The organism is Mycolicibacterium aubagnense (assembly GCF_010730955.1).
Lineage (GTDB): Bacteria > Actinomycetota > Actinomycetes > Mycobacteriales > Mycobacteriaceae > Mycobacterium > Mycobacterium aubagnense.
Window position 1 is genome coordinate 5746171 of record NZ_AP022577.1, and the last position, 20904, is coordinate 5767074.

The 20904-nt window shown below is 69.0% G+C and carries 20 protein-coding genes; 16 read left to right on the forward strand and 4 right to left on the reverse strand.

All coding sequences use genetic code 11. The annotated features are described in order from the left end of the window. The first annotated feature begins 2 nt into the window (after nucleotides 1-2). The 7 genes from G6N59_RS27440 (at nucleotide 3) to G6N59_RS27470 (ending at nucleotide 8333) form a co-directional block, all read left to right on the forward strand. Nucleotides 3-1367 carry a cobyrinic acid a,c-diamide synthase CobB gene (locus G6N59_RS27440; protein WP_138230048.1) on the forward strand — a complete coding sequence of 455 codons (1365 nt, stop codon included), beginning with the start codon at nucleotides 3-5 and terminating at the stop codon, nucleotides 1365-1367. A 22-nt stretch (nucleotides 1368-1389) separates the two neighbouring features. Next, on the forward strand, nucleotides 1390-2619 hold the full coding sequence (cobA, locus tag G6N59_RS27445) for a uroporphyrinogen-III C-methyltransferase (RefSeq protein ID WP_138230049.1): 1230 nt from the start codon (nucleotides 1390-1392) through the stop codon (nucleotides 2617-2619). 85 nt (nucleotides 2620-2704) lie between these two features. Further along, on the forward strand, nucleotides 2705-4210 hold the full coding sequence (locus G6N59_RS27450) for an MFS transporter (protein ID WP_407665915.1): 1506 nt from the start codon (nucleotides 2705-2707) through the stop codon (nucleotides 4208-4210). A gap of 34 nt (nucleotides 4211-4244) precedes the next feature. Next, nucleotides 4245-5657, forward strand: coding sequence for an alpha/beta hydrolase (locus G6N59_RS27455; protein ID WP_138230051.1), 1413 nt, complete (start codon nucleotides 4245-4247; stop codon nucleotides 5655-5657). A gap of 58 nt (nucleotides 5658-5715) precedes the next feature. After that, entirely contained in the window at nucleotides 5716-6132 is a 417-nt protein-coding gene (locus G6N59_RS27460; protein WP_138230052.1) for a hypothetical protein, read from the forward strand. Nucleotides 6133-6180: 48 nt separating this feature from the next. Continuing rightward, on the forward strand, nucleotides 6181-6576 hold the full coding sequence (locus G6N59_RS27465; protein WP_138230053.1) for a VOC family protein: 396 nt from the start codon (nucleotides 6181-6183) through the stop codon (nucleotides 6574-6576). A gap of 11 nt (nucleotides 6577-6587) precedes the next feature. Continuing rightward, nucleotides 6588-8333, forward strand: coding sequence for a proline--tRNA ligase (locus tag G6N59_RS27470; protein WP_138230054.1), 1746 nt, complete (start codon nucleotides 6588-6590; stop codon nucleotides 8331-8333). A 64-nt stretch (nucleotides 8334-8397) separates the two neighbouring features. Here the strand turns inward: G6N59_RS27470 and G6N59_RS27475 are convergent, their stop codons facing one another. Together G6N59_RS27475 and G6N59_RS27480 are read right to left on the reverse strand one after the other, a co-directional pair. After that, on the reverse strand, nucleotides 8398-8865 hold the full coding sequence (locus tag G6N59_RS27475) for a ferritin-like domain-containing protein (protein ID WP_138230055.1): 468 nt from the start codon (nucleotides 8863-8865) through the stop codon (nucleotides 8398-8400). Next, nucleotides 8862-9398, reverse strand: coding sequence for a hypothetical protein (locus G6N59_RS27480; protein WP_138230056.1), 537 nt, complete (start codon nucleotides 9396-9398; stop codon nucleotides 8862-8864). The genes G6N59_RS27475 and G6N59_RS27480 overlap by 4 nt, the downstream gene beginning before the upstream one ends. Nucleotides 9399-9566: 168 nt before the next feature. Here G6N59_RS27480 and rimP point away from each other — a divergent pair, with 168 nt between their 5' ends. The 7 genes from rimP to G6N59_RS27515 all read left to right on the forward strand — a co-directional run bounded on the left by rimP (nucleotide 9567) and on the right by G6N59_RS27515 (nucleotide 17432). After that, nucleotides 9567-10121, forward strand: a complete 555-nt coding sequence (gene rimP, locus G6N59_RS27485) for a ribosome maturation factor RimP (RefSeq protein ID WP_234884178.1) — start codon at nucleotides 9567-9569, stop codon at nucleotides 10119-10121. Then, complete coding sequence (nusA, locus tag G6N59_RS27490; protein WP_163911804.1) at nucleotides 10118-11182, forward strand: transcription termination factor NusA; 1065 nt, start codon at nucleotides 10118-10120, stop codon at nucleotides 11180-11182. Before rimP ends, nusA begins: the two co-directional genes overlap by 4 nt. 83 nt (nucleotides 11183-11265) lie before the next feature. Beyond that, the gene (locus G6N59_RS27495; protein WP_179970245.1) at nucleotides 11266-11604 is read left to right on the forward strand and encodes a YlxR family protein; all 339 of its coding nucleotides are present in this window, start codon (nucleotides 11266-11268) and stop codon (nucleotides 11602-11604) included. Nucleotides 11605-11679: 75 nt separating this feature from the next. Continuing rightward, a complete protein-coding gene (gene infB / locus G6N59_RS27500) occupies nucleotides 11680-14544 on the forward strand; it encodes a translation initiation factor IF-2 (RefSeq protein WP_235678701.1) in 2865 nt (954 codons plus the stop codon). Between the two features lie 33 nt (nucleotides 14545-14577). Then, nucleotides 14578-15060: a 30S ribosome-binding factor RbfA gene (gene rbfA, locus G6N59_RS27505; protein ID WP_138230087.1), complete on the forward strand. Its 483-nt coding sequence runs from the start codon at nucleotides 14578-14580 to the stop codon at nucleotides 15058-15060. Then, entirely contained in the window at nucleotides 15029-16036 is a 1008-nt protein-coding gene (locus tag G6N59_RS27510; RefSeq protein ID WP_275938278.1) for a DHH family phosphoesterase, read from the forward strand. The genes rbfA and G6N59_RS27510 overlap by 32 nt, the downstream gene beginning before the upstream one ends. A 97-nt stretch (nucleotides 16037-16133) precedes the next feature. After that, the gene (locus G6N59_RS27515) at nucleotides 16134-17432 is read left to right on the forward strand and encodes an MATE family efflux transporter (protein WP_138230089.1); all 1299 of its coding nucleotides are present in this window, start codon (nucleotides 16134-16136) and stop codon (nucleotides 17430-17432) included. Between the two features lie 155 nt (nucleotides 17433-17587). On the opposite strand, the gene G6N59_RS27520 is transcribed toward G6N59_RS27515, so the two are convergent. Further along, nucleotides 17588-18337 (reverse strand): enoyl-CoA hydratase, encoded by a 750-nt coding sequence (locus G6N59_RS27520; RefSeq protein WP_138230090.1) that lies wholly within the window; start codon nucleotides 18335-18337, stop codon nucleotides 17588-17590. A 71-nt stretch (nucleotides 18338-18408) separates the two neighbouring features. Here G6N59_RS27520 and G6N59_RS27525 point away from each other — a divergent pair, with 71 nt between their 5' ends. Both G6N59_RS27525 and G6N59_RS27530 read left to right on the forward strand, forming a co-directional pair. Continuing rightward, entirely contained in the window at nucleotides 18409-18675 is a 267-nt protein-coding gene (locus G6N59_RS27525; protein WP_029105342.1) for a DUF2277 domain-containing protein, read from the forward strand. Beyond that, nucleotides 18672-19220, forward strand: coding sequence for a DUF1802 family protein (locus tag G6N59_RS27530; RefSeq protein WP_138230091.1), 549 nt, complete (start codon nucleotides 18672-18674; stop codon nucleotides 19218-19220). The genes G6N59_RS27525 and G6N59_RS27530 overlap by 4 nt, the downstream gene beginning before the upstream one ends. Here G6N59_RS27530 and G6N59_RS27535 read toward each other — a convergent pair. Continuing rightward, a complete protein-coding gene (locus G6N59_RS27535) occupies nucleotides 19209-20852 on the reverse strand; it encodes a CocE/NonD family hydrolase (protein ID WP_234884184.1) in 1644 nt (547 codons plus the stop codon). The two genes, G6N59_RS27530 and G6N59_RS27535, sit on opposite strands and share 12 nt — an antisense overlap. Nucleotides 20853-20904: the final 52 nt, after the last annotated feature.

Here is a 20904-nt window from a genome sequence, read left to right on the forward strand (position 1 = left end):
GTGTGACCGCTGATGTTGTCCCGGCGGTCGTGATCGCGGCGCCGGCATCCGGCAGCGGCAAGACCACGGTGGCCACTGGCTTGATGGGTGCCCTGCGCCGCGCCGGACACCGAGTGAGTGCCGGCAAGGTCGGCCCGGACTTCATCGACCCCGGTTACCACGCCCTCGCCACGGGCCGCCCCGGCCGCAACCTCGACCCGGTCCTCGTCGGTGACGACCTGATCGGGCCGCTCTACCGGCACGGCAGCGCAGGTGCCGACATCGCCGTCATCGAGGGCGTCATGGGCCTGTTCGACGGCCGGATCACCGAGCAGCCGATGTCCCCGGCGCCGGGATCGACCGCACATGTTGCCGGGCTACTCGGTGCGCCGGTGGTGCTGGTCGTTGACGCGCGTGGGCAGAGCCAGAGCATTGCCGCTCTGCTGCATGGCTTTTCGACGTTCGATCGAGCGATGCGGATCGCCGGGGTGATCCTCAACAAGGTGGGGTCCCCGCGGCATGAACAGGTGCTGCGGCAGGCCTGTGAGCAGGTGGGCGTCCCGGTGCTCGGTGCGATCCCACGGGACAGCGGGCTGGAGATTCCGTCCCGGCACCTCGGGCTGGTCACCGCCGTCGAGCACGGCCGCCGGGCGCACGAGGCCGTCGACGTCATGACCGAACTCGTCGCCCGCCACGTCGACGTCGAAGCCGTCGCGCGCTGCGCGGGGATCGGGGCACCGGCACCGCAGTGGGCTCCCGAACTCGAGCCGGTGGCGAACGTCACCGTTGCGCTGGCCGCGGGCAAGGCCTTCAGCTTCGGCTACGCCGAGCACGCCGAGCTGCTGCGGATGGCCGGCGCCCAGGTCGCGGCCTTCGACCCGCTCACCGATCCGCTGCCGGACGGCACCCGGGCGCTTGTCATTCCCGGCGGTTTCCCGGAGCAGTTCACCGCCGAGCTGTCGGCAAATGCCGTTGTCCGGCAACAGATTGCCGCGCTGGCCGCCGCGGGCGCGCCGGTACACGCCGAGTGCGCCGGGCTCACCTACCTGGTCGACGACCTCGATGGGCACCCCATGTGCGGGGTACTGCCCGGCTCGGCGCGCTTCACCGAGCGGCTCACCCTGGGCTACCGGGATGCCGTCGCGACGGTGGACTCCAGCATGCACGCGGCGGGGGAGCGCGTCACCGGCCACGAATTTCACCGCACCACAGTCGAATTCGCCGACGAACAGGCGCCGGCCTGGGTTTTCCGGGGCGCCGGGCGCGTCACCGTGCACGACGGCGCGGTCCGCGGCGGCGTGCATGCCGGCTACCTGCACACCCATCCGGCCGCGCACCCGCACGCGGTGCGTCGGTTCGTATCGGCGGCAACTAAACTCGCCCGGTGACACTGCGCACGCGAGGAGCAAAATGAAACCCGAGCACGCCTACCTCGTGGGGCTGCATCTGTTCGGTAAGAAGGTCGTGGTCGTGGGTGCCGGCAGCGTCGCCCAGCGGCGGCTGCCGCTGCTGATCGCCAGTGGTGCCGATGTCCACGTCGTGGCGCCCGCCGCCACCCCGGTGGTCGAGGCGCTGGTCGACAACCCCGACGGCACCGGCATCACCCTCACGTCGCGGGAATTTCAGAACGACGACCTCGACGGCGCCTGGTACGTGCTCGCCGCGACCGACGACGAGGCCGTCAACGCCGCGGTGGCCGATGAGGCCGACCGTCGCCACATCTTCTGCGTGCGCGCCGACGCCGGCCTCGAGGGCTCGGCGGTGACCCCCGCATCCTTCGAGTACGACGGCCTGACGGTCGGCGTGCTGGCCGGCGGCGAGCATCGACGCTCTGCGGCGCTGCGCACCGCCATTCGCGAGGCGCTGCAGCGCGGCGCCATCGGCGACGCCGCCGAACCCGACAACTACAGCGGGGTGGCACTGGTCGGCGGTGGGCCGGGGGACCCGGAGCTGATCACGGTCCGCGGCCGCCGGCTGCTGGCGCACGCCGACGTGGTGGTGGCCGACCGGCTGGCCCCGCAAGAGCTGCTGGCTGAGCTCGGCCCGCACGTCGAGGTGATCGACGCCGCCAAGATTCCATATGGCCGGGCAATGGCCCAGGACGCGATCAACGCCGTGCTGATCGACCGGGCCAAGGAAGGCAAGTTCGTCGTCCGGCTCAAAGGCGGCGATCCGTTTGTCTTCGCGCGCGGGTATGAAGAGGTGCTGGCGTGCGCCGAGGCCGGCATTCCGGTCACCGTGGTACCCGGTGTGACCAGTGCCATAGCGGTTCCTGCCCTGGCCGGCGTTCCGGTGACCCACCGGGCCGTGACGCACGAATTCGTGGTGGTCAGCGGCCATGTCGCGCCCGGGCACCCGGAATCGTTAGTGAATTGGGACGCGCTGGCCGCGATGCGCGGCACCATCGTGCTGCTGATGGCGGTCGAGCGGATCGAACTGTTCGCCAAGGTGCTGCTACAAGGTGGCCGACCTGCAGAAACACCGGTCCTGGTGGTTCAGCACGGGACCACCGCGGCACAGCAGACCCTGCAGACCACACTTGCCGACGCGCCGGAAGACATCCGTTCGGAGGGCATCCGACCGCCCGCGATCATCGTGATCGGGGACGTCGCGGCGTTCGCAGGGTTAAAGAAATCTTAAGATTACTGTAAGGTAGCTTTCCATGACGGCTCTCAACGACGCTGAGCGCACCGCCATGGCACACAGCCGCCGCGAACCGCTCTCCATGCACGTGGGACAGACCGACGACGAACGAAAGAGCTGGTATCCAGCTTGGCTTCCGTCCCCCCGCTTCCTTTCCGCAGTCGTTGCCATCGGTGGCATGCAGCTGCTGGCCACGATGGACAGCACTGTCGCCATCGTCGCCCTTCCTAAGATCCAGGACGAGCTGGGCCTGTCCGACGCCGGCCGCAGCTGGGTGATCACCGCTTATGTGCTGACTTTCGGTGGTCTGATGCTCCTCGGCGGTCGCCTCGGTGACACCATCGGCCGCAAGCGCACCTTCATCGTCGGTGTCGCCCTCTTCACCATCGCTTCCATCCTCTGCGGTGTCGCGTGGGACGAGACCACCCTGGTCATCGCCCGACTGCTGCAGGGCGTCGGTTCGGCCATCGCCTCGCCGACGGGCCTGGCGCTCGTCGCCACCACCTTCCCGAAGGGCCCGGCCCGTAACGCGGCGACCGCGATCTTCGCGGCCATGACCGGCGTCGGCTCGGTGATGGGCCTCGTCGTCGGCGGCGCGCTGACCGTCTTCTCGTGGCGCTACGCGTTCCTGGTGAACGTGCCGATCGGCCTCGTCATGATCTACCTGGCCCGCACCACCCTGACCGAGACCCACCGCGAGCGCATGAAGCTCGACGCGGCGGGCGCCATCCTGGCGACCCTGGCCTGCACCGCGGCGGTGTTCGGCTTCTCGATGGGCCCGGAGAAGGGCTGGATATCCCCGCTGACGCTGGGCTCCGGCGCCGCGGCGGCCGTGTTCTTCCTGGCCTTCCTGTACGTCGAGCGCACCGCCGTCAACCCGGTGGTCCCGTTCGTTCTGTTCCGGGACCGCAACCGGGTTGCCACCTTCGCGGCGGTCTTCCTCGCCGGTGGCGTGATGTTCACGCTGACCGTGCTGATCGGCCTGTACGTGCAGGACATCATGGGCTACAGCGCGCTGAAGGCCGGTATCGGCTTCATCCCGTTCGTCATCGCCCTGGGCGTCGGGCTGGGTCTGTCGTCGCAGCTGGTCGCGATCTTCTCGCCGCGAGTGCTGGTGATCGCAGGCGGCATCCTGGTGCTCGCCGCCATGATCTACGGCTCGACCCTCAACGGCGGTATCCCGTACTTCCCGAACCTGGTCATCCCGATCACCGTCGGTGGTTTGGGGATCGGCCTGATCGTCGTGCCGCTGACCGTCTCGGCCATCGCTGGGGTCGCGCTGAACGACATCGGTCCGCTGTCGGCCATCGCTCTGATGCTGCAGAATCTCGGCGGCCCCGTGGTGCTGGCCATCATCCAGGCTGTCATCACCTCGCGCACGCTGTACCTGGGCGGGACGACCGGTCCGGTGAAGCACATGAACCCCGTGCAGCTGCACGCCCTGGACCAGGGTTACACCTACGGCCTGCTGTGGGTCGCCGCGGTGGCTGTGATCGTCGGTGCGGTGGCACTGTTCATCGGCTACAGCGCCGACGAGGTTGCCACGGCACAGGAGACCAAGGAAGCGCTGGACGCCGGAGAGCTCTAGCGCTCCAGTTCGGCCAGTTTCCCGGAGGATCGGCGTGCCTTCGTTCGTCACCCATGCGTCGTTGATGCATGGGTGGCTGCCGTTTCTGATTCAGCTGGTGACCGCCGTGGTCCTGGGCTGCGCGATCGGACGCCGGTCGCGGCACTGGAGCGTCAGACGCCTGCCCGTGGCTCTGGCTGTCGGCGTCGCGTGTGCCGGCGCCCTGTACTGGTACATCACGTCGCTCGGCGTCGCCGGTGACCCGGCTCCGGTACGTCTGTGGATCTGGACGGCCCTCGGAGGCTTCGCTGTCGCCGTGCTGATCCTCGGCTGGCAGGGGTCGCGCTGGCGACGCCGGGGACTGGCCGTACTGGCGGTGCCGCTCTGTGCGTTGTGCGCGCTGCTGATGATGAACCTGTGGGTCGGCTACTTCCCGACCGCATACGTCGCGTGGAACAAGTTCACCGTCGGGAAGGTGCCCGACGAAGTCGACCGCTGGTCGGTGACGGCCATGCAGCTCAAAGGTATTCGGCCGCCGCGAGGCGTGGTCGTGCCGGTGACGACGAGCTCCCGTGAATCGAACTTCGCCCACCGAGCGGAACTCGTCTACCTGCCGCCGGCCTGGTTCGCCACCAATCCACCACCGCAGTTGCCGACGATCATGATGATCGGCTCGCAGTTGAACACCCCGGCGGACTGGATCTGGGCCGGCAACGCGAAAGCCACCGTCGACAAGTACGCCGCCGAACACGACGGCAATGCCCCGGTATTGGTGTTCGTCGACGCCACGGGCTCGTTCAACAACGACACCGAATGCGTCAACGGCAGCCACGGAAACTCGTCGCTCCACCTCACCAAAGAGGTGGTGCCCTACCTGATCTCGAACTTCGGTGTCAGCCCCAATCCCCAGAACTGGGGCATCGTCGGCTGGTCCATGGGCGGCACCTGCGCGGTGCAGCTCACCGCGCGCCATCCCAATCTGTTCAGCGCGTTCGTCGACATTGCCGGTGATCTGAGCCCGAACATCGGCAGCAAGGACCAGACCATTGCCCGGTTGTACGGCGGTGACGCAGCCAAATGGGCCGAGTTCGACCCGAGCACCGTGATGCGGCAGTACGGCCGCTACCGCGACGTCTCCGGCCTGTTCGAGATCCCCGGCACCGCCGCCGCGTGCAATGCCCCCGGACCCGGCGTCCCGCGCGACGCACGCGCGAACCCGGAAGGTCAGGACATCGCCGCCGGCACCCTCTGTGAGATTGCCCAACAGCACGGGATCAATGCCGAGGTTCGCGCGTTGCTCGGACTGCATGACTGGGGTTTCGCCAACGAATCATTCGCCGACTCGCTGCCGTGGATCGCGGGCAAGCTGGGTGCGCCGGGGGCGGCGACCGCGCCGAGCAAGCCGGCGGGGCCCGGCAACCCGGGCCCGGCGAGTGCGGCCGGCCCGCGCACCGCGCCGACGCTCTGACCGGTCGTCACCATCGCCCGGTGGTCGGCGCCCCAGGTTCCGCTGCTACACATGGCGTATGACGGCAACCGGCGCTCGGACGATGCTCATCGCGACTGTGCTGGCCACCACGGTGGTCACCGGCTGCCAGCGCCCACCCGCTCCCGGCCCACAGGCCGGCACGTTGACGGGGGCCCCGATGCTCAACACCGTCACCGCTTCGGCGTTGGTGCGGGACATGGGCGCGGCGGGCCTGGCCGTGGCCAACCCGCGGGATGTCGCCAAGCAGAAATGCCCTGACATCAGGTGCATCGAGGCCATCGAGACTGACGCGGTGACCGTGTTGGTGTTCTCCACGACCGGCGCCGCCGCGGGCTACTCCGGTGCCACGCCGAGCACCTTCGAGGCCATGAATATCGTGCTGCAGTTCGGCCCGTCGGTGACGGCGGCGGACAAGAGTGCCTACGAGCGGGTGGTGAACCAGGCGCTGCTCTGAGGGTGGTCGTGACTGGTAGGAGTGCGACGTGAGCGCGGGGAGCGAATCATGATGCTGCGCCAGGAGATTTCCGATGCGGTGAGCCCACTGGGTTGGCGCCTGGTGCTCGGTGCGGTGTGCGCCGAGGTGCTGACGTCCGGCTTGGCAGGTGCGGTGGCGCTGGCTGCCGCGGTTGTCGAGGAGACCGGCTCAGAGTCGCAGGGCCACTTGACCATCGACGTGCGCCCGGCCGTCTGGTTCCAGCAGATGGATGCGTCACGGCCGCAGCGCAATCGCATTCACCTCGATGTCGATGTGCCGCACGACGTGGCTTCCGCACGGATAGCGGCGGCGCTGGCGGCGGGCGGCGTCATGGTCAGTGATCGGGCGGCACCTGCTTTCTGGGTGCTGGCCGACGCCGAAGGCAACGAGGTGTGTGTCTGCACCTGGCAGGGCCGCGATTAAGCTGGCCCCCCGTGATCACCCGCATGTCCCAGCTGTTCCTGCGCACCCTGCGTGACGACCCCGCCGACGCCGAAGTGCCGAGCCACAAGCTGCTGATCCGGGCCGGCTACGTCCGCCCGATCGCGCCCGGTCTGTACAGCTGGCTGCCGTTGGGCCTGAAGGTGCTGCGCAAGATCGAGGACGTCGTCCGCAGTGAGATGAATGCCATCGGCGCCCAGGAGATTCTGTTCCCGGCACTGCTGCCGCGCGCCCCCTACGAGGCCACCGACCGCTGGACCGAGTACGGCGACAACCTGTTCCGGCTGCAGGACCGCCGCAAGAACGACTACCTGCTGGGGCCCACCCACGAGGAGATGTTCACGCTGACGGTCAAGGGGGAGTACTCGTCGTACAAGGACTTCCCGCTGCGGCTCTACCAAATCCAGACCAAGTACCGCGATGAGGCGCGCCCCCGCGCCGGCATCCTGCGCGGCCGCGAGTTCATCATGAAGGACTCGTACTCGTTCGACATCGACGACAGCGGTCTCAAGGACGCCTACCACGCGCACCGCGAGGCGTACCAGCGCATCTTCGACCGGCTGGCGGTCAAGTACGTCATCGTGTCCGCGGTGTCGGGCGCCATGGGCGGCAGTGCTTCCGAGGAGTTCCTGGCCGAGAGCGAAGTCGGCGAGGACACCTTCGTCCGCTGCCTGCAGTCCGGCTACGCGGCCAACGTCGAAGCCGTCATCACCGCGGTGCCCGATTCCTTGCCGATCGAAGGCCAGCCCGAGGCCGTCGTCTACGACACACCTGACGCTCCCACCATCGCAACCCTGGTGGACTGGGCCAACACGGCTGGTCTGGGCCGGGAGATCACCGCCGCCGACACGTTGAAGAACGTGCTGCTGAAGGTGCGCCAGCCGGGCGGTGAGTGGGAACTGCTGGGTATCGGCGTGCCTGGTGACCGCGAGATCGACGACAAGCGCCTCGGGGCCGCCCTCGAGCCCGCCGAATACGCGCTGATCGACGAGGCCGACTTCGCCAAGTACCCCTTCCTGGTCAAGGGTTACATCGGCCCAAAGGCATTGCTGGCCAATGATGTTCGCTACCTGGTGGACCCCCGGGTGGTCGACGGTACGTCCTGGATCACCGGCGCCGACGAGAAGGGCAAGCACGTTGTCGGCCTGGTGGCCGGCCGTGACTTCACGCCCGACGGCACCATCGAGGCCGCCGACGTCCGCGACGGCGACCCGTCGCCAGACGGTGCCGGGCCGCTGATGTCGGCCCGTGGCATCGAGATCGGGCACGTCTTCCAGCTGGGCCGCAAGTATACCGATGCCTTCAGCGCTGACGTGCTCGGCGAGAACGGCAAGCCGGTCCGCCTGACCATGGGCTCCTACGGCATCGGCGTCTCGCGCATGGTCGCGGTGATCGCCGAGCAGCACCACGACGAGCTGGGTCTGCGCTGGCCGTCCTCGGTGTCGCCATTCGATGTGCACCTGGTGATCGCGAACAAGGACGCCGAAGCCCGTACCGGCGCGACGGAGCTGGCCGGCGAGCTCGACCGGCTCGGCGTCGACGTGCTGCTCGACGACCGCACGTCCTCGCCGGGTGTGAAGTTCAAGGACGCCGAGCTGCTGGGCGTGCCGTGGATCGTGGTGGTCGGCCGCGGCTGGGCCGACGGCACCGTCGAGCTGCGGAACCGGTTCACCGGTGAGAAGACCGAGGTGCCGGTCGACGGCGCCGCGGCCGCGATCACGGCGGCTCTCACCGGGTAGCACCGGTTACGCCGCGGATTGCGGTCACCAGGTGGCAGCAATCCGCGGCGTTGATGCCGATGGGCTACTCGTTGCCACCGGGGAACGGCGCGACGACCGGCGTCGCGCCGAGCACCGCACGCCAGCGGGCGGCGAGCACCGCACAGTCGGTGAGGGCTCTGACCGCCACCGTCCGGTCCTCGGTGGTGGTGGCCTGCTCGGCCACCGCTCGCCAGGCGACAGCGGTCTCCTCTTCCATCTGCAGGGCCAGTTTGGCGGCGTCGCCGGGGTTGTTCGCGTCGACGGGGAGCTGATAGCCCGCGGCCGGCAGCGGAGCCGGCACCGATCGTGCCGCCAGCGCCGCGATCCCGGCCTCACGGTTGGCTCGATGTTTGGCCATCGCCTCGGCAACCAGGTCGTTAACGTCCGGCGTGGTGTGCGCCGACACCAGGCCGTAGCCGTAGATGGTGCCGTGCTCGGCGGCGATCGCGTCATATACCGCGGCGTCGGAAGCGCTACCCGGCCGCGTCGGCGTGGGCTGGGGACTCGTCATGGCGTGGCCTGGCCGGCGAGCGTCACAGTGTGGGCCGCGGTGCAGGCGGCAGAGATGGAGGCCAGTAGCCCGGCGCGGTAACCGGATTGACCGGCTGCGCTGCGGCCCGCGCTGTCACCTGACTGTTCCAGCGCCGCAACGACTTCCGGGGCTGTCGGAGGCGCGGGTGCCGGCGTGGCTCCCGGTGTGGCTGACGACGGCGCGGTTGCCGACGTCGCTGTGGTCGACGACGGCGTGGCCGCCGGCGGGCTGCCCATACGGGTGAGTTCGTCGGCGAGAGCCCGGGCATGCGCGTCCCGCAGCGCCGCGACGGCAGTCAGCGCCGCCGCCAGCTGGGGCGGTACGGCGGTTGCCGCGGCGGCGGCCAGTTGACTGTCGCGGCGGGCCCGGTCGAGTTCCCCGGTCAGGATGTCGAGAGCGGGATCGCGCTGAGGTGTGGACCCACAGGCCGATACTGTGCCGCCGAACAACGCCAGCGCCGCCGTGCCCAACAGGACACGCCGTCGGCTGACGGTGGTTTCGGTGTGCGGCACAGCCACATCCTGCCATTGCCGACTCCGGCTACCGGGCACCGTCCGGCGGGGTGTTCTCCGCCGCCGCGGTCGCGATTGCCATTCGGTCATCCACTGCTGGCGTATCGTTGGTACCGGGTTCACCCTTCTGGGTGCCCTGTCCGCACAACTCAAGATGAGGAGCTCGCCGTGGCCCGGGACACGCCGGAACGACCGCTGACACCCAGTTGGTTACCGACCACAGGCCAGGTGCTTGAGCTGCTCAGCAGTGCTTTTGCGGACGCCGGATACGACATCGAAGAGGTGCGGGTGGACGCCGCTGCGCGCCCCCCGCGGATCGTCGTGGTGGCGGACGGTGACTCGGGTCTGGACCTGGATGCGGTCGCCGATTTGTCGCGCGTGGCATCCGAGCTGCTGGATCAGGTGACTGCCGATTCCGAGCCGTATGTGCTGGAGGTCACCTCGCCCGGTGTGGAGCGTCCGCTCACCGCGGAGCGGCACTACCGCCGCGCCCGCGGTCGAAAGATCGAGCTGACCCTGGCCGACGGCACGTCGATGACGGGCCGGCTGGGCGAGCACGACGGCAGTGCGATCCAACTGATCGTCGCCAATCGCGGAGTGTTGTCGGTGACCACCGTCGCGCTCGCGGACATTGCGAAAGCTGTTGTACAAGTTGAATTTTCACCACCCAATCGCCGGGAACTGGAGCTGGCGGGTATGACCGGAGAGGGGGCCGACGCATGAACATCGACATGGCGGCACTGCATGCCATCGAGGCAGACAAGGGGATCACCGTCGACGTCGTCGTCGACACCATCAAGACGGCGCTGCTGACGGCGTACCGCCACACCGAAGGGCACGAGCCCGACGCGTACATCGACATCGACCGCAAGTCGGGCATCGTGCGGGTGATCGCGCGCCAGACCGACACCGACGGGACCGTCATCCACGAGTGGGACGACACCCCCGAGGGATTCGGCCGCATCGCGGCGACCACCGCGCGTCAGGTGATCCTGCAGCGGCTGCGCGATGCCGAGAACGAGAAGAACTACGGCGAGTTCTCGGCCCGTGAAGGCGACATCGTTGCCGGTGTGATCCAGCGCGACGCCCGGGCCAATGCCCGCGGCCTCGTCGTGGTGCGGGTCGGTACGGAAGCCAAAGGCTCCGAGGGCGTGATCCCGGCCGCCGAGCAGGTGCCGGGGGAGACCTACGTGCACGGCGACCGTGTTCGCTGCTACGTGGTCGGGGTGACCCGCGGCGCCCGCGAACCCGTCATCACGCTGTCACGGACCCACCCGAACCTGGTGCGCAAGCTCTTCTCGCTGGAGGTCCCCGAGATCGCCGACGAGTCGGTCGAGATCGTCGCCGTCGCGCGCGAGGCCGGGCACCGGTCCAAGATCGCGGTCGCGTCGCGTGTCCCGGGACTGAACGCCAAGGGCGCCTGCATCGGACCGATGGGTCAGCGCGTGCGCAACGTGATGAGCGAGCTCTCGGGCGAGAAGATCGACATCATCGACTACGACGAGGACCCGGCGAAGTTCGTGGCCAACGCCCTGTCGCCGGCCAAGGTCGTGTCGGTGACGGTGATCGACGAGGCGCAACGCGCGGCGCGGGTCGTGGTGCCTGATTTCCAGCTGTCGCTGGCCATCGGCAAGGAGGGCCAGAACGCCCGCCTGGCCGCCCGGCTCACCGGTTGGCGCATCGACATCCGCAGCGACGCCGACGGCCAGGGTGCCTCGGCCGGGGGCCGCGAGGCGGACGCCGGCGGGCGGTCGCCGGGCGGTGGTGCCGGCCGCGACCGCTGAGGCGAAAACCCGCAGTTACCGGCGGCGTGTCGGGGCCGCGACCGCGATTGAAGTTCACGGGCCCCGAGACGGTAGACTGCACTGTGATCCAGCGCGAGACTCCGACTGCTCCGGTGCGTACCTGCATCGGCTGCCGGAAACGAGAGCTGGCCGTCGACTTGCTTCGAGTGGCAGCTGTACGCGACGGGGACGGTAAATGCGCCGTCTCGGTCGATTCAGCGGGTAACCTGCCGGGTCGGGGTGCGTGGTTGCACCCGGTTCAGCAGTGCCTCAATGCGGCAGTTCGGCGGCGAGCATTCGCCCGAGCGTTGCGTATCACCGGTTCGCCGGACACCTCTGCGGTGGAAGAGTTCTTCAGTTCCTTGACGGACTCGACTGCCACAGCAACAGAACAGGTAGCGAAGAACATGAGCACACCGTGAAGTCCCGATGACCATGCGTCATAGCTAAACCGAGGCGCGGCCTACTACCGCTGACGCCTCACGATGAGGAGAGAAGTGGCAGCAGGTAAGGCACGCGTACACGAGTTGGCTAAAGAACTCGGTGTGACCAGCAAGGAAGTCCTCGCCCGACTGAGCGAACAGGGCGAATTCGTGAAATCTGCGTCCTCCACTGTGGAGGCGCCCGTCGCACGCAGATTGCGTGAGGCGTTCGGCGGCGGCAAGCCCGCCAGGTCCGAGACACCGGCCGCACCCGCGGCCGCCAAGCCGTCCGGTGCTCCGAAGCCCGGCGCACCCAAGCCGGCCGCCGTCGCGGCGCCGGCCGCACCTGCACCGGCAGCGCCGGCCGCAGCTTCGGCACCCGCAGCACCCGCGCCGGCAGCTCCCGCCGCCGGCGGTCCCAAGCCCGGCACCCCGCGGCCCCAGGTTCCGAGCGCGCCCGCAGCTCCGGCTGCTTCCGCCGCTCCGGCACCGGCAGCATCGGCTGCCCCGGCGGCTCCGGCCCAGCCGCGTCCGGCCACGCCGGGTGCGACTCCGGGTCCACGACCTGGCGCACCCAAGCCGGCTCCGCGGGCACCGCGCGTCGGTAACAATCCGTTCTCTTCCCAGCAGCCGGTCGAGCGCCCGGCCCCGCGTCCGGCTCCCGGTCCCGGTGGTCCGCGTCCGGGTCCCGGCGCTGGTGGTCCCCGTCCGGGCGGTGGCCCGCGTCCGGGTGTCACGCCGGGCAACATGCCCCCGCGTCCGCCGGGTGCCCGTCCGGGTGCCGTCGGTCGTCCGGGTGGTCCGCGTCCTGGTGGCGGTCCCCGTCCTGGCGGCGGCGCAGGTGGCCCTCGTCCCGGCGGTGCCGGTGGCGGCGGTAACTACCGCGGTGGTGGCGCCGGTGGTGGCGCAGGAGCCGGCGCAGGTGCCGGTGGCGGCTTCCGGGGTCGTCCCGGTGGCGGTGGCGCTCCCGCTGGCGGTGGCCCCGGTGGTGGCGGCGGCGGTCGTCCCGGTCAGCGCGGCGGTGCCGCGGGTGCCTTCGGGCGTCCCGGTGGCGCGCCTCGTCGTGGCCGTAAGTCGAAGCGCGCGAAACGCGCCGAATACGAAAACATGCAGGCGCCGATCGTCGGTGGCGTGCGGTTGCCGCACGGCAATGGCGAGGTCATCCGCCTCGCTCGCGGCGCGTCGCTGAGCGACTTCGCCGAGAAGATCAACGCCAACCCGGCCTCGCTGGTGCAGGCGCTGTTCAACCTGGGCGAGATGGTCACCGCTACCCAGTCGGTGGGTGACGAGACCCTCGAGCTGCTGGGCGGCGAGATGAACTACGTCGTGCAGGTCGTGTCCCCGGAGGACGAGGACCGCGAGCTGCTCGAGTCGTTCGACCTCACCTACGGCGAGGACGCCGGCGACGAGGACGACCTGGCCAGCCGGCCGCCGGTGGTCACCGTCATGGGCCACGTCGACCACGGTAAGACCCGACTGCTGGACACCATCCGTAAGGCGAACGTTCGCGAGGGCGAAGCCGGCGGCATCACCCAGCACATCGGTGCCTACCAGGTGCTGACCGAGCTGGACGGCAACGAGCGTCTGGTGACGTTCATCGACACCCCGGGCCACGAGGCGTTCACCGCCATGCGTGCCCGTGGTGCCAAGGCCACCGACATCGCGATCCTGGTGGTCGCCGCCGACGACGGCGTCATGCCGCAGACGGTGGAGGCCATCAACCACGCACAGGCCGCTGACGTGCCGATCGTGGTTGCGGTCAACAAGATCGACAAGGAAGGCGCGGATCCGCAGAAGATCCGGGCGCAGCTGACCGAATACAACCTGGTGGCCGAGGAGTACGGCGGCGACACCATGTTCGTGGACATCTCGGCCAAGCAGGGCACCAACATCGACGGTCTGCTCGAAGCGGTCCTGCTGACCGCGGACGCGTCGCTGGACCTGCGGGCCAACCCCGACATGGAGGCCCAGGGTGTGGCCATCGAGGCGCACCTGGACCGCGGTCGCGGCCCGGTCGCCACCGTGCTGATCCAGCGCGGCACGCTGCGGGTTGGCGACTCGATCGTCGCCGGCGATGCCTACGGCCGCGTCCGCCGCATGGTCGACGAGCACGGCGAGGACGTCCACGAGGCGCTGCCATCGCGTCCGGTCCAGGTGATCGGTTTCACCTCGGTGCCCGGCGCCGGCGACAACCTGCTGGTTGTCGACGAGGACCGCATCGCCCGCCAGATCGCCGACCGGCGCAGCGCGCGCAAGCGCAACGCGCTGGCCGCACGTTCGCGCAAGCGGATCAGCCTGGAAGACCTGGATTCGGCGCTGAAGGAAACCAGCCAGCTGAACCTGATCCTCAAGGGCGACAACTCGGGCACCGTCGAGGCGCTCGAGGAGGCCTTGATGGGTATCCAGATCGACGACGAAGTGGAACTGCGCGTCATCGACCGCGGTGTCGGTGGCGTCACCGAGACCAACGTCAACCTGGCGTCGGCCTCGGACGCGATCATCATCGGCTTCAACGTCCGTGCCGAGGGCAAGGCGACGGAGCTGGCGAACCGCGAGGGCGTCGAGATCCGGTACTACTCGGTGATCTACCAGGCCATCGACGAGATCGAGAGCGCGCTCAAGGGCATGCTCAAGCCGGTCTACGAGGAGAAGGAGCTCGGCCGCGCCGAGATCCGCGCCATCTTCCGGTCGTCGAAGATCGGCAACATCGCCGGTTGCCTCGTGCAGTCGGGCATCATGCGGCGTAACGCCAAGGCCCGCCTGCTGCGCGACAACATCGTCATCGCCGAGAACCTCACGGTGTCTTCGCTCAAGCGCGAGAAGGACGATGCCACCGAGGTGCGCGAAGGCTACGAATGCGGTCTGACGCTGACGTACAACGACATCAAGGAAGGCGACGTCATCGAGACGTACGAACTCGTCGAGAAGGCTCGTACCTAGTGATGAACGCTTGCGCGAAGAACAGAGGGCAGCGTGGCTGATCCGGCCAGAGCAAAAAGATTGGCCAAACGCATCTCGACCATCGTCGCCTCGGCGATCGAGTATGAGATCAAGGATCCGCGGCTCGACGGCGTGACGATCACCGATGCCAAGATGACCGGTGATCTGCACGACGCGACGCTGTACTACACGGTCATCGGGACCAGCCTCGACGAGGAGCCGGACTACGCCGGCGTCGCGGCTGCCCTGGAGAAGGCCAAGGGTGCGTTGCGCACGAGAGTCGGTGCGGGAACCGGGGTCCGGTTCACCCCGACGCTGACTTTCGAGCGCGACACCGTGCCCGACGCGGCTCTGAAGATGGAGGAGCTGTTGGCCCGGGCCCGTGCCGCTGACGAGGATGTGGCCCGGATCCGCGAGGGTGCCACGCACGCCGGTGACGCTGATCCGTACCGTGTCAGTGAGGACGCATTCGAGGGCCCCAAGGATGAGGGTGACAGCGATCGAACCGACTACTGAGATCCGCCAGCAGGGCGCGCGGGTTGACGCGCGCGCTGCGGCTGATCTGCTCGGTGCGGTCGACAGCGTCAGCGTGGTTGCCCACGTGTACCCAGACGCCGACACCATCGGGGCGGGCCTGGCGCTCGCACTGGTGCTCAGCGAATCCGGCAAGGATGTGCAGGTCGGCTTCGCTGCGCCCGCGACCGTGCCGGACTCGCTGCAGACCCTGCCCGGCGGGCATCTGCTGGTGCCGCCGGACCAGATGCGCCCCGATGCCGACCTGGTGGTCACCGTCGACATTCCGAGTGTGAACCGCCTAGGGTCGCTGGCCAAGCTGGCCGAGCCGGGGCGGCAGGTGCTGGTGATCGATCACCACGCCTCCAACCGCCTCTTCGGTAGCGCCAATTACGTTGACCCGTCCGCGGATTCGACCACCATGCTGGTGGCCGAGCTGCTCGACGCCTGGGGTAAGCCGATCGAGCTGCCGGTGGCGCACTGCCTGTACGCCGGGCTGACCACCGACACGGGTTCGTTCCGGTGGGCCAGCGCCCGCGCCTACCGGCTGGCGGCGCGACTTCTCGACATCGGCGTGGACAATGGTGCGGTCAGCCGTGCGCTGTTCGACACCCATCCGTTCTCGTGGCTGCCCATGCTGTCCCGGGTGCTGTCGACGGCGTGCCTCGTACCCGACGCCGCCGGCGGCAAGGGACTGGTGTATGCCGTTGTGCCGTATCAGGAATACGCGGCCGCGCGGGCCGAAGAGGTTGAGAGCATCGTCGACATCGTGCGGACCACGTCGGAAGCCGAGGTCGCGGCGGTGCTCAAAGAGATCGAGCCGGGGCAGTGGTCGGTGTCGCTGCGCGCCAAGACCGAGGTCGACGTGTCGGTACTGGCCAGTTCGTTCGGCGGCGGCGGCCACCGGTTCGCGGCGGGCTACTCACCCACCGGAAGCACCGAGGACGTCGTCGCGGCCCTCATCGCCGCGCTGAGTTAGTGCCCCTCCTTTTCCCGCGAGCGTGCGTGTCTGTCCGCCGACTCGCCGTGTTTGGTGTGCATTTCGGTGACGCTCGTCGTCGGCGACGGTGCGCGTCATGACCACCGAGGTCACGAGTCGTCGGATCGCGGCGCTGGCCTTCCCGGCACTCGGGGTGCTCGCGGCCGAGCCGATTTACCTCTTGCTGGACACCGCGGTGGTGGGCCGCCTCGGCGCACTGCCGTTGGCCGGTCTGGCGGTCGGCGGCCTGATCCTGAGTCTGGTCGGGTCGCAGCTGACATTCCTGTCGTACGGCACGACGTCGCGCTCGGCCCGGAGCTTCGGTGCCGGTGACCGGGCCGGTGCCGTGCGTGAGGGCGTGCAGGCCACCTGGCTGGCGTTGGCCCTCGGTTTGCTGATCGTCGCGGTTGTACAGGCGCTGGCGCCGGTTCTGCTCACCGCCATCGCCGGGTCTCGTGGCGGCATCGCCGAGACGGCGCTGCCCTGGCTGCGCATCGCGATCCTGGCCGTCCCGGCGATCCTGATGTCGATGGCCGGCAACGGCTGGCTGCGCGGCGTCCAGGACACGGTCCGTCCGCTGCGTTATGTGATTGTCGGCGTTGGTGTTTCGGCGATTCTGTGCCCACTGCTGGTCTTCGGGTGGCTCGGGTTGCCGCGGCTCGGGCTGACGGGTTCGGCGTTGGCCAACCTGGTGGGGCAGTGGATCGCCGCGGCGTTGTTCGGGTATGCGTTGCTGTCCGAGCGGGTTTCGCTGCGGCTGCGGCCCGACGTGCTGCGCGCGCAACTGACCATGGGCCGCGATCTGGTGCTGCGGTCCCTGGCGTTCCAGGTGTGCTTCCTGTCTGCCGGTGCGGTCGCAGCGCGGTTCGGCGCGGCCGCCGTCGCTGCCCATCAGGTGGTCCTGCAGCTGTGGAATTTCCTTGCGCTGGTGTTGGATTCGTTGGCCATCGCAGCGCAGTCGCTGGTCGGTGCGGCTCTCGGGGCTGGGGAGCCGGGGCACGCGAAGGCGGTGGCGCGACGGGTGACGGTGTACTCGGCTGCCGCGGCAACGGTGCTGGCCGCAGTGTTCGCCCTGGGTGCCGGTGCGCTGCCGGCAGTGTTCACCGCCGACCACGCGGTACGGGCTCAGATCGGTATCCCGTGGTGGTTCATGGTGGCCCAATTGCCCATCGCCGGAATCGTTTTCGCGCTCGACGGCGTGCTGCTGGGCGCCGGCGACGCGAAGTTCATGCGCAATGCCACGCTGATCAGCGGGCTCGTCGGCTTCCTGCCCCTCATCTGGCTGTCGCTGGCTTTTGGCTGGGGCCTCGCCGGCATCTGGTCCGGGCTGAGCACGTTCCTGGTGCTGCGGCTGATATTCGTCGGCTGGCGGGCACTGTCCGGCCGCTGGACTTGACCAGGTCGCCCGCGAGTGTTTGCGCACGAAACGCCGTGGGTTCCGCACAAGAACGTTCCGCTCATCGCTGGTGAGCGGGACGTTCTGGTACCCCGTTGGCGGCGTGTCGGTGTACAAACATGCACGCTCGCCGGGGAAGGGGGGAGGGACAGGTACTAGACCTGGCTGCGGCCGCGCTGCATGACGGCGTCGCGGTTGGCGGCGATATCGTTGCCGCTGGAGGCGTCCATCCATTTCCGGGCTGACGCCGCTTCGATCCACAGGCCGGCGTCGGTCTGTGAACCGTCGATCTTGTGATACGAATCCAGCAGCGCGCGAACGGCGTTCTGGTTGTTGCCGACGATCGAGGCCGCGACGCGGCGCGCGGTCGGCAGCAGCTCGTCATGCGGCACGACCTCGGTGACCAGCCCGGCCCGCAGGGCTTCGGCCGCCGACAGGTAGTCGCCGGTCAGGCTCATGCGGCGGGCCAGTCCGACACCGGCTTTCTGCGGCAGTCGCACACTCAGGCCCCAGGTCGGCAGCAGTCCGACCCGCGCGTGGGTGTCGGCGAACTTCGCGTTCTCGGAGGCGATCAGGATGTCGCAGTACAGCGCCAGCTCCAGACCACCGGTGACGGCCGCGCCGTTGATCGCTCCGATCACCGGCTTGGTCATGTTCGGCCACTTCGGTGAGATGTCCGGCAGAGCAGCGCCTTCTCCGAGTTCCTTGAGGTCCAGGCCGGCGCAGAACACCGGATCGGCGCCGGTCAGGATCACCACGTCGACATCTGGGTCGGCCTCGGCCTGGCGCAGCGCACCGTAGAACGCATCGCGAAGTTCGTACGACAGCGCGTTCCGGGACTTCGGCCGGTTCAGCGTCAGGGTGCGTACCCGGTCGGTGGTGTCGATCAGTAGAACGTCGGTCACGTTGGCTCCTTGCTTTGCGGTCACCCACCGACACCGTAACTTGCGGTCCGGACGGGCCTATCGTGGAGGCCATGTGCCGCAACATCACCGAACTGCGTGGCCTGGAGCCGGCTGCCACCGCTGAGGAGATCGAGGCTGCCGCGCGTCAGTACATCCGCAAGGTCAGCGGGATCACCCGTCCCACCGCCGCCAACGTCGACGCCTTCGAGGCCGCCGTCGCCGAGGTCACGGCCGTTACCGAGAGACTGCTGAACCAGCTGCCAGCCCGGCGACAACCGCCGAAGACGGTGCCGCCGCTGCGCCGGCCCGAAGTGCAGGCGAGGCTGGCCGCCAAGTGAATTCGCCCGCGCTCAAGGAGTGGGGCGCGGCGGTGCGGGCGCTGCTCGACGGCCGGCAGACGGTGCTGCTGCGCAAGGGGGGTATCGGTGAGAAGCGGTTTGCGATATCGGCACCGGAGTTCGTGTTCTTCCCGACGGTCGAGCACAGCCACGCGGCACGCGTCCGGCCCGAGTTCACCGATCTGCTGGACCGGACTGCGGGAGACAGCACCGACACCGAGGTCGTGCTGCGCGGCGGCGCGAAAGTGGTTGCCGCCGTGGCGGTCGAGCGTCCGGAGCGACTGAATGCCATCGCCGATCTGCACATCTGGACCGCCGATTCGGTGCAGAAGGATCGGCTGGATTTCCGGCCCAAACACCGGCTGACGGTGCTCGTGGTGCAGGCGAAACCGCTCGTGTCCCCGGTGCGGCTACCGCGCATCCCGGACTACGCGGGCTGCCGCAGCTGGGTGAACCTGCCGGTCACTCCCGAGTGGGGCCCGCCGGCGTATGACGACGCGGCGCTGGCCGTCATTGCTCAGCGGGTCCGCGACTCAGTCGGCTGACGGCGTCACCGCCGGCAGCAGCAGCCGGGATATCCCGCCCGCACCGTGATGCACCGTGTGCGTCGCCGGCACCATGCGTTCTCCGGAGACGACCGGTTCGCCGGTGCCGAGGTTGCGGTCGTACCGGGGGTGGCAGCCGCCCGCGACGAGCACGCGCAGCCGGGATCCGGCCGGGATCCGATGTGCGACGGCGTCGAGCTCGAGCCGCAGGATCTCGGGTTCGCCCGAAGGCGTTGTGAGCCTGCGAAATCCGTCGCTGACGTTGCGGGAGTTGCCCTTCGCGTCGACCTCGCTGAGCCGGACGAAGATGTCCCGGTTCGGGTTGTCGCACGACAGCGCCAGCTCGATCACCGGGGTACCGATCAGATAGAGGTCGTCGGTCAGCGGCTCACCGGTGAAGTCGACGACGTCGGGCCGTCGGGCCAGCGGGGAGTCGTCTTTGTAGCCCGCTGCCGATGACAGCAACCGCCCACCCAGCGTGGGCGTCGGCGCCGCCGGATCGAAGGTGAATCGCGATGGCGGCACCGTGTCTTCGGGCGCAGTGGCGCCGAGCCGGTGCGCCGGCTGTAGGTACAGCTCGAGTTCGGTGGCGGCCGGCGGCCAGTCGGGCATGGTCAGCCAGCCCTGCCCGTTGACCTCGACTCGTACCGCGGGCCGCTCGGGCGCCGGGGCGCTCTCGGCGAGATGGGTGTCGAGCCAGGCCAGCGACTCGCGCAGCACCCTGGCGCCGCCGCGGGTCATCACCTGTGTGTGCGTCCACGATCCGATGGTGACCGCGGTGGGTACGCCGCGCGCCTGGAGGCGCTGGAACTGGGTCAGGGTCTGCTCCAGGAACAGGTCCTGCCAGCCGCCGATCAGCAGCACCGGCACGTCGATCTTGTCGAGTGTGTCGGCCAGGGCCATGTTCTCCCAGAACGGGTCGGTGCCATCGGGGTGGCTCAGCCACGATTCGTACCAGGTGGCTCCGGAGCCGAGGAGCCGACGCGCGGCGGCCCCGGCCGGCGCCTGCGTGTGGGTGCGGGCGACCAGACGCGGTGCCCGAAGCCGGCGGGTGGCGACGGTCCACCGCGGGTCTTCCTGGTGCGCCATCATGTCGCTCCAGCCCAGGAAGTTGTCGAGCGTGAATGCGCCTGTGCCCCAGGTTGATTCAGCGAAGTCGTGAGGGGCGACGCTGATGATCGCGGCCTTCAGCTCGGGCGGGGGATCGGTGAGTAGTGCCCACTGGGTGAAGCCCAGATACGACAGCCCCATGGTCGCGAAGGATCCGGTGAACCACGGCTGGTCGCGCAGCCAGGCGGCGGTGTCCACGGCGTCGGCGATCTCGTTGACCATCGGCTCGAACTCGCCACCGGAGCCGAACGTGCCGCGCACGCTCTGCACCAACACGTGGTAGCCGCGGCGCGCATACGTCGCGCCGAACACCGGGCCGAACGGGAAGCCGCGACCGTAGGGGCACCGCACCAACAGGGTGCCCTTGGCGGGGCCGGAGGGGGCGTAGTGGCTGCCAACCAGTTCGACGCCGTCACGCATCGGGGTGGTGACGCGGCTGACGGTGTAGTCCGTCGTTGGCGGCGGGACGTCGAGGATGCGGCTCAGCAACCGGGAGCCATGACGGGCGATTCGGGAGCTCACCCTTCGGAGGGTACCGATCCGTACCGTTCGGCGCCGTGGCCGCTGACGCGGC